This window comes from Rothia sp. CCM 9416, from assembly GCF_048513535.1.
GTDB lineage: Bacteria > Actinomycetota > Actinomycetes > Actinomycetales > Micrococcaceae > Rothia.
Map to the genome: position 1 here is coordinate 38,246 of NZ_JBLXXR010000006.1, position 16,063 is coordinate 54,308.

The 16,063-nt window shown below is 55.7% G+C and carries 12 protein-coding genes and 1 tRNA gene; 7 read left to right on the forward strand and 6 right to left on the reverse strand.

Going from position 1 to position 16,063, the window contains the following annotated elements:
- The first annotated feature begins 102 nt into the window (after positions 1-102).
- The 4 genes from pstS (at position 103) to pstB (ending at position 4,196) form a co-directional block, all read left to right on the forward strand.
- Positions 103-1,206, forward strand: a complete 1,104-nt coding sequence (pstS, locus tag ACN080_RS04165; protein ID WP_419111710.1) for a phosphate ABC transporter substrate-binding protein PstS — start codon at positions 103-105, stop codon at positions 1,204-1,206.
- A gap of 87 nt (positions 1,207-1,293) precedes the next feature.
- Positions 1,294-2,262 (forward strand): phosphate ABC transporter permease subunit PstC, encoded by a 969-nt coding sequence (pstC, locus tag ACN080_RS04170; protein ID WP_419099031.1) that lies wholly within the window; start codon positions 1,294-1,296, stop codon positions 2,260-2,262.
- Positions 2,262-3,359, forward strand: coding sequence for a phosphate ABC transporter permease PstA (gene pstA, locus ACN080_RS04175; protein ID WP_419113115.1), 1,098 nt, complete (start codon positions 2,262-2,264; stop codon positions 3,357-3,359). The genes pstC and pstA overlap by 1 nt, the downstream gene beginning before the upstream one ends.
- Before the next feature lie 57 nt (positions 3,360-3,416).
- Positions 3,417-4,196 carry a phosphate ABC transporter ATP-binding protein PstB gene (pstB, locus tag ACN080_RS04180; RefSeq protein ID WP_419099033.1) on the forward strand — a complete coding sequence of 260 codons (780 nt, stop codon included), beginning with the start codon at positions 3,417-3,419 and terminating at the stop codon, positions 4,194-4,196.
- A 44-nt stretch (positions 4,197-4,240) separates the two neighbouring features.
- Here pstB and ACN080_RS04185 read toward each other — a convergent pair whose 3' ends face one another.
- From ACN080_RS04185 to ACN080_RS04200, 4 genes are all read right to left on the reverse strand, one after another.
- Complete coding sequence (locus tag ACN080_RS04185; RefSeq protein ID WP_419104174.1) at positions 4,241-5,728, reverse strand: polysaccharide pyruvyl transferase family protein; 1,488 nt, start codon at positions 5,726-5,728, stop codon at positions 4,241-4,243.
- Positions 5,729-5,730: 2 nt separating this feature from the next.
- Positions 5,731-6,705 carry a glycosyltransferase family 2 protein gene (locus ACN080_RS04190; protein WP_419113116.1) on the reverse strand — a complete coding sequence of 325 codons (975 nt, stop codon included), beginning with the start codon at positions 6,703-6,705 and terminating at the stop codon, positions 5,731-5,733.
- Between the two features lie 105 nt (positions 6,706-6,810).
- Positions 6,811-7,821: an inorganic phosphate transporter gene (locus ACN080_RS04195; protein WP_419111706.1), complete on the reverse strand. Its 1,011-nt coding sequence runs from the start codon at positions 7,819-7,821 to the stop codon at positions 6,811-6,813.
- Positions 7,821-8,438, reverse strand: a complete 618-nt coding sequence (locus ACN080_RS04200; RefSeq protein WP_419099037.1) for a DUF47 domain-containing protein — start codon at positions 8,436-8,438, stop codon at positions 7,821-7,823. Before ACN080_RS04200 ends, ACN080_RS04195 begins: the two co-directional genes overlap by 1 nt.
- Before the next feature lie 493 nt (positions 8,439-8,931).
- Here ACN080_RS04200 and ACN080_RS04205 point away from each other — a divergent pair, with 493 nt between their 5' ends.
- Positions 8,932-12,849 carry a S8 family serine peptidase gene (locus tag ACN080_RS04205; RefSeq protein ID WP_419113117.1) on the forward strand — a complete coding sequence of 1,306 codons (3,918 nt, stop codon included), beginning with the start codon at positions 8,932-8,934 and terminating at the stop codon, positions 12,847-12,849.
- Positions 12,850-13,006: 157 nt separating this feature from the next.
- Here the strand turns inward: ACN080_RS04205 and ACN080_RS04210 are convergent, their stop codons facing one another.
- Positions 13,007-13,711, reverse strand: coding sequence for a histone acetyltransferase (locus ACN080_RS04210; RefSeq protein WP_419113118.1), 705 nt, complete (start codon positions 13,709-13,711; stop codon positions 13,007-13,009).
- Between the two features lie 122 nt (positions 13,712-13,833).
- Between ACN080_RS04210 and ACN080_RS04215 the strand changes: the two genes are divergently transcribed.
- Both ACN080_RS04215 and ACN080_RS04220 read left to right on the forward strand, forming a co-directional pair.
- Positions 13,834-13,906: transfer RNA gene (locus ACN080_RS04215), tRNA-Lys, on the forward strand.
- 73 nt (positions 13,907-13,979) lie between these two features.
- The gene (locus tag ACN080_RS04220; protein WP_419104179.1) at positions 13,980-14,981 is read left to right on the forward strand and encodes a DUF3644 domain-containing protein; all 1,002 of its coding nucleotides are present in this window, start codon (positions 13,980-13,982) and stop codon (positions 14,979-14,981) included.
- Positions 14,982-15,560: 579 nt separating this feature from the next.
- On the opposite strand, the gene ACN080_RS04225 is transcribed toward ACN080_RS04220, so the two are convergent.
- Positions 15,561-15,980, reverse strand: a complete 420-nt coding sequence (locus tag ACN080_RS04225) for a hypothetical protein (protein ID WP_419113119.1) — start codon at positions 15,978-15,980, stop codon at positions 15,561-15,563.
- Between the last annotated feature and the right edge of the window lie 83 nt (positions 15,981-16,063).

The following is a 16,063-nucleotide window of genomic DNA, read 5'->3' on the forward strand; positions in this document are numbered from 1 at the left end:
AAAGTCATAGACGTTAGATACCTGACCAACTGTTCAACGGTTGTCGGCCCCACCCAAACACGGTCGGCACAAGAGAGCACACAAACAAAGGATCCTCATACCGTGAAGGCTAAGTCACTCGCTCGCTGGAGCTCACTTGCATTTGTTGGCGCACTCGCCCTCACCGCTTGCGGCTCAGATAACGCAACCGGAACCGGCTCCAGCGCCGGTGGTAGCTCGTCCTCCCTCCCCTCAAGCGCCCTGACCGGTGTTGGCGCATCCTCACAGCAGGCAGCCATCACAGCCTGGGAAACCGGCTTCGCCAACATCGGCGGTACCGTCCAGTACTCACCCGATGGCTCCGGTGCTGGCCGCGAGGCCTTTCTGGCTGGTGGCGCCGCTTTCGCAGGCTCCGACCGTGCCCTCAAGACCGAAGAGTGGGAAAAATCCAAGGAAGTCTGCGGCCCCGACGGCGCAATCAACATCCCGGTCTACATCTCACCCGTTGCTATTGCCTTCAACCTGCCCGGCATTGACTCCCTCAACCTCGATGGCGAAACCATGGCCAAAATTTTCAAGGGTGAAATCACCACCTGGAAGGATGCAGCTATCGCCTCCCAGAACGAGGGCGTCACCCTGCCCGACACCAAGATCACCGTGGTACACCGCTCCGATGACTCCGGTACCACCGAGAACTTCACCGAATACCTGCAAGCCGCCTCCAACGGCGCCTGGGACGTAGAAGCAGACGGTAACTGGCCCTCCCAGTACTCCGGTGAATCTAACAAGGGCACCTCCGGTGTTGTCTCCACCACCTCATCTACCGAGGGCGCTATCACCTACGCTGATGCCTCCGCTATCGGCAACCTCGGCAAGGTAAACGTCAAGGTCGGTGATGATTACGTTGAGCTCTCCGCAGAGACTGCCGCAAAAGCCGTTGAACTTTCAGAGCGGGTAGGCGGCATGAACAAGAACGACATGGCAATCCAGGTCAACCGCACCCCCGAAGACCCCACGGCCTACCCCGTAGTCCTGGTCTCCTACCATATCGTCTGCTCCGGCTACTCAGATGAGGACAAGGCAAGCCTAGTCAAGGCCTACGAGAGCTACGTCGTCAGCGAGCAGGGCCAGAAGGATGCTGCAGACGCAGCCTCATCTGCCCCTCTGACATCGGCACTGAGCACTGATGCCCAGAAGGCAGTCGAGTCCATCACCGTTACTAAGTAACTCTCACCCCGCCAACGGTGCGGCTAGTTGTGATAACTAGCCGCACCGTCTCGAGTAAGACAAGGCCAAAGGCTCAAATCAATTACTATGTCAACTACTGAAGTATCGCAGCATGGCCCAGCAGGTGGCCGCGCGAAAACTCAAGACCTGCCCGCTGTCGGCAACCCAGCGGCCGACAAAATTTTCTCGGGTATTTCCCTGGGTGCGGGTGTCCTAATCCTAGTCGTTCTTGCAGCTGTTGCTATCTTCCTGGTGGCTCAGGCTCTACCGGTCTTCACCTCTGACCCGGCTGAACTGCCCAGCGGTAGTTTTGTTCAGTACATCGGGCCGCTGGCCATCGGTACACTGATTGCCTCGGCTATCGCCCTACTCCTTGCCACCCCTATCGGTATTGGTGTAGCGCTCTTTATCTCCCACTACGCCCCGCGTAAGCTGGCCCAGAGCATCGGCTACGTCATTGACCTGCTAGCAGCTATCCCCTCTGTTATCTTCGGTGCCTGGGGCGCCTCGGTGCTAGCGCCCAAGATTGTTCCTTTCTACGACTGGCTAGCAACCTACTGTGGTTTCCTGCCCATCTTTGCCGGTCCCGCCTCGCAGACCGGTAAAACCATCCTGACCGCGGGCATCGTGCTGGGCATCATGATTCTGCCCATCATCACCTCCATGTGCCGTGAAATTTTTGTTCAGACCCCGCTCCTGCAACAGGAAGCCGCCCTGGGGCTAGGTGCAACTCGCTGGGAAATGATACGGATGACGGTCCTTCCTTTTGCCCGCGGCGGCATCATCTCATCGGTCATGCTAGCCCTAGGCCGCGCCCTGGGCGAAACCATGGCTGTGACCCTGGTACTAGCCTCCGGCCCACTGACCGCTTCACTCATCACCTCAGGTAACCAAACCTTCGCCTCGGAAATCGCCCTGAACTTCCCCGAAGCCTACGGGCTACGCATGTCAGAGCTGATTGCCGCCGGTATGGTGCTCTTCGTCATCACCCTCATGGTCAATATCATGGCCCGCATGATTGTGTCCCGCTACAAGGACTTCTCAGGAGCTAACTAATGTCTGTAGCTAGCAGCAAATCCCGCTTTACCAGCCGCCAGGCCCCCCGCTGGCTTGCTCCGGCTGTTGGTCTGGGCGCTCTTATCCTGGGCGCTGCAGCCAGCTCCCTCATGGGTTTCTCCATAGCAACCTTCGCTGTTTTCTCCGGGCTCATCTTTGTCCTGGCCGGGCCACTAGCCCTAGGCTCCATTGAAGGCAAACGAAAGGGGCAGGACGCCTTTGCCAGCTACCTGGTCTATGGCACCTTCCTTCTAGCTCTGCTGCCCCTGGTGTCGGTTCTCTACACCGTACTCGCCCGGGGCATCCCCGGCCTCTCCGGTAACTTCCTGAGTACATCCATGAAGGGCGTCACCGGCGTCCACGACAACGCGGCAGCCGAGGGCACCGGACCGGTACTGGGCGGTATCTACCACGCCATCCTTGGCACCTTAGAGATCACCCTGCTTGCCACCGTGATCTCTGTGCCGATTGGCCTACTAACCGCTATCTACCTGGTTGAATACGGCCAGGGTAAATGGTTGTCCAAAGCAATTACCTTCTTCGTGGACGTTATGACGGGTATCCCCTCAATCGTGGCCGGTCTTTTTGCCGCCTCTTTCTTCGCACTTATCTCGGGTGACCCTATGAACCGTATGGGTCTGGTCGCTGCGGTAGCGCTATCGGTGCTCATGATTCCCACCGTAGTTCGTAACGCCGAAGAAATGCTCCGAATCGTGCCCAACGAACTGCGTGAAGCGGCCTACGCGCTGGGCGTGCGTAAATGGCGAACCATCATGAAAGTCGTCATCCCTACCGCAATCTCAGGTATCGCATCCGGTGTCACCCTGGCTATCGCCCGAGTTATCGGTGAAACCGCCCCGATTCTGGTAACCGCAGGCTTCGTCACCTCCATCAACTGGAACGCCCTGGGCGGCTGGATGGCCACACTACCCACCTACATCTACTACCAGATCATGTCACCGACCAGCCCCACCGCAGCCGGAGTTTCCGAGACCCGCGCCTGGGCGGCGGCACTGATTCTGATTCTGATTGTGATGATCCTGAACCTAACAGCCCGCCTTATCGCCAAATTCTTCGCCCCCAAGACCGGGCGCTAAGCACCCGGCCCGAGCGGCCTCCCTCTTTAGAGACTTCATCTTGAAAAAGGAAAACACATGTCAAAGCGTATCGACGTTGAAAACCTGAACGTGTACTACGGTGACTTTCTCGCGGTAGAAGATATCACCATGGCCATTGAGCCACGAACAGTGACCGCCTTCATCGGCCCCTCCGGCTGTGGCAAGTCAACCTTCCTGCGTACCCTCAACCGCATGCACGAAGTTATCCCCGGCGCCCGGGTCGAAGGCAAGGTCCTGCTCGACGGGGACGACCTCTACGGCAAGGGAGTAGACCCCGTGACCGTGCGCTCGCAGATCGGCATGGTTTTCCAGCGGCCTAACCCCTTCCCCACCATGTCAATCCGTGAAAACGTCTTAGCAGGGGTCAGGCTCAACAACCGCAAAATTTCTAGGAGTGACGCCGATGAGCTGGTTGAGAGCTCGTTGCGCGGTGCTAACCTCTGGAAGGAGGTTAAGGATCGTCTAGATAAGCCGGGTTCCGGCCTGTCGGGCGGCCAGCAGCAGCGCCTGTGCATTGCCCGCTCCATAGCGGTCAAACCTGATGTAATCCTGATGGACGAGCCCTGCTCCGCCCTGGACCCTATCTCTACACTGGCCGTGGAGGATCTTATCAATGAGCTGAAAGAAGAGTTCACCGTGGTGATCGTGACCCACAATATGCAGCAGGCCGCTCGCGTCTCAGACAAGACCGCCTTCTTCAATATTGCGGGAACGGGTAAACCGGGCAAGCTCATTGAATATGCCCCCACCCAGGAAATCTTCAACAACCCCCGAGAAAAGTCCACCGAGGATTACGTCTCAGGCCGTTTCGGCTAAAAAATAAAAGAAGCCCAGCTCCCAGACGGGAGCTGGGTTCCTTTTTACTCTCCGCGCATCTTGCGGCGTACCCAGCCGCGTAGAGTGGCGTTTTCTTCTGCCTCAATCAGAGAATCAGCCAGCTCCGCGTTCCTACGCTCGAGTTCATCGGCGCGGGCTTGGGCACGGTCGCGCTGGAGCAGACGCTGGTAGTCCCAGGAAAGCGCTCGGTCACTTTCAGCGCGAGCTAGGGAGGCTGCCAGCGAAATCTCGGCAATATCGTCACGAACCAGCAGATTAGTGAGATTCCATTCACCGGTAAAAAGCGTGGGAGTACTGTCTAGATTTTGGATAGTTGGGGCCAGATGGTTGCTCTTGTGGGTTAAGACAGTGGATACGGCATCCCACCACTGAGCTGAGAAAGCACTCAGGCGGTTTGTGCGTGCTTGCAGGCTTGCAGAAAGCTCAGGGCGTAGCTGAACTACCTCGTGCAGTGCCTCAAGGGGGGCTGCTGAGTTTAAGAGGGCCAGGGGTATAGCGTAGTTCTCTGCACCGTACTGGCTCATCATTCCTCGTACCCGCATGTCGGTAAAAGCATCGGGTAGCAGGGCTACGAAAGGAATACCCGCTGAGAGGGAAAATACCCCGGGGTGGTAGCGGGTCGAAAAACCGATGTAAGCTCCCCTGTGTACCTGGACGGCGTCGTCTGCATGGACGACCGGTAGCTCAATGGGGTTCGAGAACATGTGTGAGGCAATCTCTCGGTGAACCGCTACATCGCCCTGTTGCTCCTGCTGGGGCTGGCCCATATGGGGCAGGAAGACGGTGCCTAGGCCGTACTGGCGGTGCATATCGTCCAGGATCTGACCGATTATCCGGGACTGCCCGGAGTTCAAGCCGTTGAAGGTGGCACAGATATAGTTCTCGGGCAAATCAACAATCGGGCGTCCGGGTAGGGAGCGGTGCTTATGTTGGTAGAAAGTAGCGTCATCTGCAATGAGGTTAGCTTTAAGACCGCGGGACAGGGCCCAGCTGTAGGAGCTAGATTCGCGCAGGCCAACGAGCTGGGCTATATCGAGCATCTCGTGCAGAACCTTTGCATCGGCTTCGGTAAGAACCGGTCCCAGAGACTGACCCGAAATAACCAGGGGTATTTGATAGGCCTGAGCGATCAGAGCATAGGCAACCCGCTCGTAGAGTAGCCAGCCATAGGTGGAGTTCATATTGCCGCCACCAGCTATAACTATGCCGTCTACTGCTGATACATTGTGCACAAAATCTGTGATTTCTGACCGTGCTGGTGCACCTGCTAAATGAGCGCGGAGCTCAGCAATATAAAGCTCACGTTCAGCAGGGGGCCAGGGTACCTGCAGGGTTGCCATATAGTCGCTTGCGGACCCAATATATTGCCTGGAATGTTCGACGTCACGGGTTGCGATGACAACATCGAACCCCCGCCGGGTAAGTTCCGCGGACACTGTAATGCCCATAGCCTCGTCGCCCACATGGTACTGAACCTGCCCTAGATCGGCGAGCACAAGAATACGTGGCATGGTTAACGGTTTCCTTTCACCAGACGAGTCAGGCGTGATTTGAGGGAGAGCGCCCGCTCGATGCGGTTAAGCTGCTCTGCGGTGGCACGACTTGTTTCTTCTAACCGGTCCAGCTTGCTGTTGATAGCTGCCAGCTCGTCAAGGACGCTGTTGGTCAAGTCAATGTTATGCCCTACTCTGCCATCGACTTGATTTGCTAGGTGTGCCTGGAAGAGATAGGAGCCTAGCCGACCCTGCTGTGAGAGGTCTTCGCGGATAGCCCGCGCACGTACCCGTCCGTCGAAAATGTTATGGAGTATCTGGCCTGCGTAGACACTGTTGGCGTTAGAACCGTCTGCTTGGGGCCTTTTGGACCAGTGAGCGAGGTTCTGGTCGATAAAGTGTACCGGGTAGCGGGAGGCTACCCGGATATTGAACTCCCAGTCTCCGGTCACGGGTAAGGATTCGTCGTAGTAGCCTAGCTCTTCGTGCAGACTCCGGCGGTAGAGGATAGAGATGGGGACAGCTCGGTTGATACGCATGAGGTCTTGAATCGTGATGTCGTTGAGGAAGCCCCAGAAAGGTCTTGACTCGATGAATTCTAAGGTGCCCTGATCGGTGATACGTTCAAAATATTCATCAGTGCGTACGGTGACTAACTGCCCGTCGGTTTCTTCCAGGGCCGCTACGGTAGTTTCCAGGAAAGTTGGTTCCCAGAGGTCATCATCGTCATGAATGGCTATATAGGTCGATTCTGTGGCTTTGATGCCCAGATTAGATGCGGCCTCCATACCCTTTGATGAGCCTGTATGAAGGATCTGGATTCCTGAGAGGCCCTGAGCTTGTGCTACCAGTTGTTCTACGACTTCACGGTCACCACCGTCGTTAACGATAGCTACCGTGTAGTCCGTGTAGGTTTGTTCGGCGATGTTGGCTAGAGCTCTCCTCAGAAAGAGCGGTCGATCTTTGGTGCGAACGATAATTGCAACTTTTGGCATGGCACTTTCAGACTGTTTGGGGCGAGGTTCTCTTCCCAATATAGCGAATGGTGGCTGACTCCGCGATGTCGGGGTTTGCCCCTGTTTGTGGGGAAAGACCCTGAGCTAAAGCAGGGGCGAGAGAGCCAGGAGCAAAACTGCTGAGAGTATGAAGCAGGCCGGCAGAGTGATGACCCATGTGAAAATAATGCGCACAACAATTTTGAGACGCACCGCTGCGAACCGCTGGTTAACCCCGGAGCCCAGAACTGCCGATGCTGATAGGTGGGAGGACGATACCGGAGTGTTCAGGAAGAACTGCAGAAGCACGAGCGCTAAAGCGGTGGAGCTTTGGGCGATAGCCCCTCGCAGGGGGTCGACTCTGACCATCTGGTGAGCGAAGGTGTAGCCGATACGGGAGCTTCCGCGGGCCGTGCCCAGGCCCAACACCATGGCCAGGAAAATCGCCGATATAACGTAGGTCGTCGGAGCGACATCCAGCCCTGCCGAGAGGAGTAGAACCGCGTATATCACCACAGCTCGCTGCCCTGTTTGCACGCCGTGCACCAGGGATATAAGGGAGTTCGCCAGGGACAGGATAATACGGGAGAACCTGTTGACGGTGGCGGGGTAGGTGCCTTGAAGTAACCCGTAGAAAGGGAAAACAGCGGCCCAGGAGAAACAGAAAAGGACAAGGGGAACCAGGATCAGGGGAATGATGAGGAAGGTGGTGAGCGGTTCAGAAAAGGGGTTAAAACGGCCAAGCCCTACTGTTTGTGCCGCCCAGGCAGCCCCCGCAAGGCCACTGATGAGTGCGTGGGTTGAGGACGAGGGCATACGGAACCACCAGGTGATGAGCCCCCACATGACTGCGGCGGTGAGGGTTGCCAGGATCATGCCCAGGCCGGTCTTGCCCTGGGGAACAGTAAGCCAGTGTGTTGTCACCGATCCCAGAGCAAGGCCGGTGAGGGCCATGCCTAGAAAGTTAAAGAGGGCGCTAGTGCGTAAAGCTACCTTGGGTGTGAGTGCTCGTGTCTTGACGGGGATCGCTGTTGCGTTGGGAGCATCGTGAAAACCTGTCACAAAGGTGAAGCCGATGAGGGCTATACAGCTAAGGGCGAAGAGAAGCAGGGTCACTAGGATTCCTGAACGATGATACGACCGATTTCTGTGGCGACGGTGCGCATGGCTTCGGAGGCTTCAACCAATTTATGGATAAACCGCCTGGTTTGCAGATAGCGACTCTGCTTGTAGCGGCCCTGGATATCGGCATCGTACTCCTCTGCGATTCTTACGGCCTGTTTGGTGATGCGGAGCATGGTTATCCAGTAGTTGTCCATATCGCGCAGGGTGCTGAGTTTGGGGATGATGCCTGTGGTGAGTACGGCCTGACGCTGAATGAGGTCAAGAAGGGTCGCGGCCTTAGGAGAGAATCTGACAATGCCGTAGAGGTGAAGAATATTTGCGGCGGAGGTGAGCTTTTCAACGGCGGTGTTGAGAGAAACAGCGAGTGCGTAGATATCTTCGCGGGCAATAGGTGTGGAGAAGGAGCTACGGACCGCTGTCATGGTTGCTAGAAGCATGTCGAGTGTTTCAGCTTCGTGGGTGAGTGTTCTTTCGAGCAGTTCGGGGTAGCGGTCTTCGGGGGAACCCACCATTTCGGAGAGCAGGGCAGCGGAAGCTGAGACCTGTTCGGAGAGGCCGGCAAGGGCTTTTAGCGAAGTGTTTTCTTGGGGGAACATGCGCTGGAGCATTTGCCGTTTCTCCTGATGATGCTGTCTGGTCTGCTTGTGCTTATGGTACCGCCAGAAAGTTAACAAATGCTGGGGTGGCGCTACCCTTGGGCACGCAAAAGCCGGACAGCCAGCCCAAGAGGGTGGTGCCCGGCCTAAGCCGTATGAAAGTTGAGGGATGCCAGGCTGGGAGCGCCTCTCGGCGGTAGGCCGCTCGAAGCGGCTAAAGATTTGGAGCCCGGGGCTACCTTAGCAGCCTGACATCTTGTAATACATCTTTCTCCTCTGCGGTGCCTCTGTCAAGCTGTGTACGGGGTCTTTGTGGGGCCTCTAGTGAAAGCAGAAGCGGCCGCTTAGTGCAAGTTCTTCTCTCCTGTGTCACCAGTGTGTGGCGGGGGCTAAATATTTGGGTAATAAGCTGGGTTACTATTGACTAAGAATGTGATGTACGACATTGTTATTGTACGCTCGCACTTTTACACACCGTGAATCACTGATTCAAAGGAATCCTTCAATGAATGAAAAATACACACCCAAGAAGGTAGCTCGCGCCAGCGTGGCATCTGTCCTGGGCTTGGGTATGGCCCTAACTTTGGGTCTGCCCGCAGCAAGTGCCCTAGAAGATGCCCGGCTCTTCCAGGGCTCGGTAGACGATATGGTGCAATCTGGCCATCAGATTGGCGACCAGGTTATTAGTCCCTCCATGCAGGCCGCTGAAGGCCAGGTGAGCGTCTTCGTCCAGTTCCGCGGTAAGGGAGCTTACGAGAGTACTCAGCCGGACTCTGTTCTGCAGGGTGAGCAGGCAACTGCCGTTGATGCTCAGGCGCAGGTGCAGGCTATTGCCGCAGCTGTTGAAAAGCAGGGTCAGTCAGCTGCAGCTGCCGCAGGTGCAGATGTTATTTACACTGCCCACAACACCGTACGCGGTGTTGCCTTGCGCGGTGACGCCGCTAAGATTCGTGAGCTTGCCTCGCGTAGTGATGTAGTTAAGATTTCCCCCATCGTTGCCAAGTACCCTTCAAATGCCGGCTCAGCCATTGATACCAAGGCCATTGCCTCCTGGCAACAGACCGGTTTCACCGGTGAAGGTGTCAAGATCGCTGTGATCGATACCGGTATCGATTACACCCACACCCAGTTTGGTGGTCCCGGTACCGGCGAGGCTTACGCTAAGGCTTCAGCTTCGAGCGAGATGCCAGCGGCAGATTCTGGCCTCTACGACCCCGAGAAATTTATTGGCGGTTATGACCTAGCTGGTGATGACTACGGCAGTAAAACTCGCGTCCCTCAGCCAGACGGTAACCCCCTAGACTGCAAGGCCGCCGGTCACGGTACCCACGTTGCTGGCACTGCAGCTGGTTACGCGGTCAACCCCGACGGTAGCACCTTCAAGGGTGACTACACCAAGATCACAGAAGACCAGATGCGCGATATGAAGATCGGTGCTGGCACCGCTCCCGGTGCTCAACTTGTTGGGCTGCGTGTCTTTGGCTGTGAGGGCTCAACCGATCTGACGGGCCTGGCTCTTGACCGAGCATTGGACCCTAACGGCGACGGTAAATACGATGACCGTGTTGATGTGGTCAACATGTCACTGGGCTCCGACTTTGGTGCCATTGATGACCCTGAGAACGCCATGGTTGATGCTCTGACCCGCTATGGAATTCTAAGCGTTGTCGCCGCCGGTAACTCATCAGCAGCTAAGGGTAATGGGGACACCTACTCTGTCTCCGGTAACCCAGCAAACGCTGTATCCGCACTGGCGGTAGCCAACTCGATTGGTTCGACTACCTATGTGGATAAGGCAGAGGTAACGGCTCCTAGCGACCTTGCTGGCCAGGTAAAGGGCTCCTACTCGGTTAGTTTCGATTATGCCGCTGCTTCTGAGGAAGAGCTTAGCGGCACCGTTGTCGCAGCGCCCGAGAATAACAAGTTTGCCTGTGACGCATTCCCCGCAGGCACTGATTTCGGTGGCAAATGGGTCTTTATTGATTGGACCGATAACTTCGAGACCTTCCCCTGCGGCTCTAAGGTCCGTTTCGACAACCTAGAGAAGGCAGGAGCCAAGGGCGTTGTCCTGGCTTCTAACCTGGAGATCGAAAATATCGGCATTGCCGGTAACGCAACAATCCCCGGTATCCGCCTCAGCAAGAGTGATGCCGAGAAAGTTCGCCCGGCAGCCCAGGCCGGCAACCTAAAAATTAAGCTCCAAAGCGACTGGGTGGGTTCTCTGGTTGTAGACTCAGAGCAGTTTGACCGGGTCAATGAATCCTCAGGTAGGGGCGTTCACGGCTCCCAGGGCTTCACCAAGCCCGATGTTGCCGCCCCCGGTACCAACATTGGCTCAGCAGCCGTGGGTAGCGGTAACGGTAAGGCTATTTTCACCGGAACTTCAATGGCTAGCCCCCACGTAGCCGGTATCGCCGCTCTGGTCTACCAGGCTCACCAGAACTACTCAGCTCCCCAGGTCAAGGCCGCGATCATGAACTCTGCTGTTCACGACCTGAAAACCGCTGACGGTGCTGTCCAGTCCGTTGAGCGTGTAGGCTCCGGCCGCGTTGATGCTCTCCAGGCCGTCAACCAGAATGTGCTGGTCTATAACTCAGACACCCCCGCGCAGGTTTCCGAGAGCTTTGGTGTGGTTGAGGTCCTCCCCACGGCCGGTGTTCAGAGCTACACCCGCGACCTGACCGTAGAAAACTACGACTCAGTAGCTCACACCTACGCACTGTCCTTCGAGGCTTCCTCAAAGACTCCCGGTGTCACTGTCTCTACCCCCGGTAGTGTCACCGTTCAGCCCGGCCAGAAGGCACAGGTAACTGTGACTGTGACTGTTGATCCTGCTCAGCTGGCTAAGACACTGGACCCGGCAAGTAGAGCTGAACAGCTTGATTTTGCCCGCCAGTATCTGAGCATTGAGTCAGGTCGCCTGCTCCTGACTGAAGGTGATCAGCAGACCCGCCTACCTATTCAGATCGCTCCTAAGCCTGTTGCTGATATGAAGGCTGCATCCTCAAGCATTGAATTTGCTAACGATGCAAGCCAAGCAAAGATCGACCTTGAAGGTAGCCCTGTAGATCAGGGCGGTTACACCTCCCTGGTTGGTGCCTATCAGCTGGGCGCTAAGAGCGACCGTATTCAGAGCTCACGTCTTGGTGCTCTGACCAGCCAGCGCGTTGACCTGCAGTACGTGGGCGCTTACAGCAACGTTCCTGAGCTCGAGGCCTCCGGCGGAGATGTAGCCAAGGACGGCATCATGACCATCGGCCTTTCAACCTGGGCTAACTGGGAAAACCTCACTCCGACTACAGCAGTAGAAGTGGGAATCGATCTGGACGGTGATAACCGTGCTGACTACGTTGTGATGACACAGCGCCTCCCCGGCCTGGACTATCCGCTGGTTTACACCACCGGCTACGATAAGGGTCAGCTGACTCTGCTGGATGTTCAGCCCCTTAACGGAGCCTTAGGTGATGTTGACACCAACACCTTCGATAGCAACGTCATGGCGCTACCTGTTAAACTGTCGGCTATTGGTTTGGATGAAGCTAAGGCCAAGAACCTGCGCTACTCTGTCTCTACCTACTCCTGGTACGAACCATCCACCGTGGACCAGACCGACTGGATTAGCTACAACCCCTACTCACCTGAGCTCACTTTCTCTGGTAAGAGCTCAGATGCTCAGGGCCTGTTTGTCGATGCACCCGATGCCGACATCACTGTAGGCCGCCAGGGTCCCGGTAGCGCTACAAACAATGAGGCCTTGCTCCTGCACTTCCACAACGCCAGCGGTGACCTAACCGGCACCAAGAGCGGTGAAGATGGCGCTAAGGCTGAGGTCCTCAACGTTACCGAGACTAGCCCCTCCGTTGTTGAGGGCAAGCCCCGTTTCACCGATGTGAAGCCCGGCGACCAGTTCTACAAGGAAATCTCTTGGCTGGCTGACCAGAAGATCACCACCGGTTACCCCGATGGCACTTTCCGCCCGCTGAACAAGGTTGAGCGCGGCGCTATGGCAGCCTTCTTCTACCGTATGGCTGGTTCACCCCAGTACACCGCACCCAGCGAATCACCTTTCTCTGATGTACCTACCAGCCATCAGTTCTACAAGGAAATTGCCTGGATGCACGATATGGGTATCACCACCGGTTATCCCGATGGCACCTTCCGCCCCCAGGCTAACGTCAACCGTGACGCTATGGCAGCCTTCTTCTACCGCATGGCCGGGGAACCTGCCTACGCGGCACCGGCTGATTCTAAGTTCAGCGATGTGAAGCCCGGCGACCAGTTCTACAAGGAAATCTCCTGGCTGAACTCGGTTGGCATCACCACCGGCTGGGAGGACGGTAGCTTCCGCCCCGTCACCCCGATTGCCCGTGATGCTATGGCAGCCTTCATCTACCGTTACGACCAGAACGTAGTAAGCCGCTAAGGCCGCCTAGGGGCTAGCCGGTAAAACTTTTACCGGCACCCCCAGCAGGTAGATAGGTGAGGGGTCCCGGCCCGCTAGAAATAGTGGACCGGGGCCCTTTGCCGTGCCCAGAAAGTAAGCCAGGCAGAAGCTATTGCCAGCAAGGTAGGGCGAACGGCTAGTCGAGGGTGCCCGCCCGCCAGAGCGCAGCGGCTTCTTCAAGTTCCCCTGCCGTACCCAGGAGCTTGCGGGCCGCGGTGCGGAGCCGCTGAGCTCGGCTTGCCCCTTCGGCTTTGACCTCGGGGGAGGGCAGATGGAGAGGATCTGCGCTGTGCCTGTGACCGTGGTCGGTAAGCGACTGTCCGTGCCTTAGTTCTAGGGCAATATCGTCCTGCCCCAAGGAGAGCACCCGGCAAAAAGCGGCAAAGCGTTCCAGCGCTATATCAAAATCACCGGTATAGGCACCGGCCAGAATGGCATCAACGGTGGAGCAGATTTCTTCGGCAGTCGGAGGTGAGGGCACACCAGCGAGGGCCTGGGCCAGGTAGTTGGAGTGCATACCGCGCTCGTAGTAGTAGCTCATGAGCTGAGCGTTTGCGCGGATGATGCCGCGTAGGGCGTAGATACGCCAGAGGGCCCCTGCCACCGTCACGGGTGCAGCTCGTGCCCAGAGCTGGGCGACCGCTTCGATGCCGAACTCGTCGGTAAAGTGCACCAGCCGTTTGGTGACGGAGGGGTCTTCGTTAGCCCGGCCGCGGGCAAGAAGAGCGCGGGCGGAGGCTTGGGCGGCGGCTGTGAGGTCTTCTGGGCTGGTGTCGCCTTGGAGGCGCTCGAATTTTTCGGTGGAGAACTTGACGGGGCGGTGAAAGCGGGCGGCTGACATAGCTGCTAGTTTAGCCCTAGTTGCTGGGTGCCTGCCGAGCGGGTGGCCCAGCAGGTGAATAAGGTTTTGTGGGTACGGTGCTCAGCGTGTATAGTGGTAAGCGCTGAGTTCGTCTCAGTGGAGCGCCTTTAGCTCAGTTGGTAGAGCATCGGACTTTTAATCCGTGGGTCGTGGGTTCGAGCCCCACAGGGCGCACAGCTAAAGTCTCGTTAGGTTTTTCTAGCGAGACTTTTTGTTTCAGTCCTTGCAGAACCAATACAATATGCTCATGGAGCAGGAAAAGATTGAAGACCGTCTACTGAGCAAAAGCAAAGAAGCTTTTGCGCTGGCAATTGAGCTATATAACCGCCCCACACTGAGATATCACGCAGAAACGTGCTCGATCTTCCTCTGCAATGCGTGGGAACTGATGCTCAAAGCCTACCTGGTGAGGGAGAACGGGGAGGAATCCATCTATTACCCTGATGGGCGTACTATTTCGTTGGTGGAAGCTTTGAAGAAAGTTGATACCAACGATAAGAGCCCTCTGCGGGTTAACATGACGGAAGTTATCAGATTCAGAAATCTCAATACACACTTTGTCACTGATGAATATGAGATTTTTATTGGTCCTTTTCTGCAGGTTGCTGTAACAAACTACGCAGATAAGCTTCTTGAATTGCACGGAGAATCCGTCAGCGACCTTATCCCAGAGAACCATTTAGCGCTTGCTGTCCGCCGCGGGATGATCGAGCCTGAGACAATCCGAGCAAAGTACAGCCCGAATGTTGCTGAACAACTGCTCAGGATGAGCTCGTTGGCTTCAAATGCAGCCGGTAGCGAGAAAGACGGTAAGGTCGCGGCTATCTATGAGACGAGCTTCCGCCTTGTCCGTAAGGCCAAAGACGCAGATCTTAACGTGTATATTGATAAAGATGCGCAACAAGGAATCACCATAGTCAAGGATGTTAAAGATACCGCTAGCTACTACCCCTATACAGCCAACGGGCTTCTATCTGAGGTGAATAAACGTCTAAAGGCTCGGAAGATTCAGCTAGGTTACAGACAACAAACTTGCGAGTCGATTAATCGGTACCATCTTCAGAATTTTATTAAAGCTTTTCAGCTTAAAGGTAATGAGAAGTTCACCTATGACCGAAAAGCTCGTAATGAGACTAATTCATCGTGGGTTTATTCTCAGGCGGCAGCGGAGTTCATCATCTCAAAACTAGCGGAGAATCCAACAGAAATTTTGGATCAGATTTCTTTGCGCGTTAGGCAAAGACAATAGAAAAATTAGAGACACCGTCCCCAGGAGCAAAGGAATTCTCGGGCCGTAAGCCCTACTCCTATTCAGGAACCCAGCTGTACCCTTCTCAGGACGGTGTCTGACTCCAGACTACATTTTTACTTCGCGAGTGGCAACTGAGTGAAATGAACACCATAAACTTCTTAGTCATGGGTCGAGCCCCACAGGTCGCACAACTAAAACCCACCCCACTAGGTAAAACTAGGGAGATGGGGTTTTGTTGTAGGGTCAGGAAAAGCCCCAGGTCTCGATAAACTTTCGAAATTCAGACCAAGTAAGCACCCAACACAGCCGCATTATTCGGATCCTCAGAAAGCCGCTGAATATAGTAAGCCGCCGTGATGTCAGTAGACGAGTGCCCTAGCTGAGCGCTCGCATCTTACAGGCTAGATGTACGAGCAAGCAATGTCGCCACCGTCTTACGGAAGATATGAGGGAGCACCGGATAATCTACCCCTCCAGTCTGTAGGTGGGCGATTTTTCGGTGAGCTAACTGCAACGCAAGAGCGTAAAAAGCGCCTGCTTAAGCTACTCAAAAGGCGACGGAAAGCGGTAGCGGAGTTATTGCTTGTTGGGGCAGATGGTAAAAACGTTCTCAACAAGTTCAACCCAGGCATCAAGTGAGATACTGGGGTTTATGTCAAGTGCAATATCTCTCATGTCCTCTTCGCTGGGGGCGTCAGTCATGGTGTATATCGTGTTTCCTTCCCAGTACAAGGGGGAGGAGGGCGAGAACTTTCTGCAGGTGAACTTGCGGGTGAAGATGTAGGGTGCTAGGCATCTGCCTCTAAACTCTGCGGAGCGTGAGACGCTGGGGAACTCCGTACTGTATTGCCAGTCTCTCCAGGCTTGCCAGAAGGCGCTGTCAAAGTTAGTCTTCGATAGTTTCAGCACTGGATCTTCGCCGGTTAGATCGGTATTGATCATACCCAGGGCAAAACCTGCTGAGATGTGGTTGTATTGCATGTCTTTGGATAGCAATTTTTATCCTCCTGGTGTCTTGATGTAGCTCTGGTAGTTATCTTACGGTTGTGGCCATCTATTTCTAGGGTGCTTTCTTAGGT

Bases quoted from the DNA above. Each gene is read 5' to 3' on its own strand.
- pstC (WP_419099031.1), top strand. From the start codon at position 1,294: ATGTCAACTACTGAAGTATCGCAGCATGGCCCAGCAGGTGGCCGCGCG.
- pstA (WP_419113115.1), top strand. From the start codon at position 2,262: ATGTCTGTAGCTAGCAGCAAATCCCGCTTTACCAGCCGCCAGGCCCCC.
- pstB (WP_419099033.1), top strand. From the start codon at position 3,417: ATGTCAAAGCGTATCGACGTTGAAAACCTGAACGTGTACTACGGTGAC.
- ACN080_RS04185 (WP_419104174.1), bottom strand. From the start codon at position 5,728: ATGCCACGTATTCTTGTGCTCGCCGATCTAGGGCAGGTTCAGTACCAT.
- ACN080_RS04190 (WP_419113116.1), bottom strand. From the start codon at position 6,705: ATGCCAAAAGTTGCAATTATCGTTCGCACCAAAGATCGACCGCTCTTT.
- ACN080_RS04200 (WP_419099037.1), bottom strand. From the start codon at position 8,438: ATGCTCCAGCGCATGTTCCCCCAAGAAAACACTTCGCTAAAAGCCCTT.
- ACN080_RS04205 (WP_419113117.1), top strand. From the start codon at position 8,932: ATGAATGAAAAATACACACCCAAGAAGGTAGCTCGCGCCAGCGTGGCA.
- ACN080_RS04210 (WP_419113118.1), bottom strand. From the start codon at position 13,711: ATGTCAGCCGCCCGCTTTCACCGCCCCGTCAAGTTCTCCACCGAAAAA.
- ACN080_RS04220 (WP_419104179.1), top strand. From the start codon at position 13,980: ATGGAGCAGGAAAAGATTGAAGACCGTCTACTGAGCAAAAGCAAAGAA.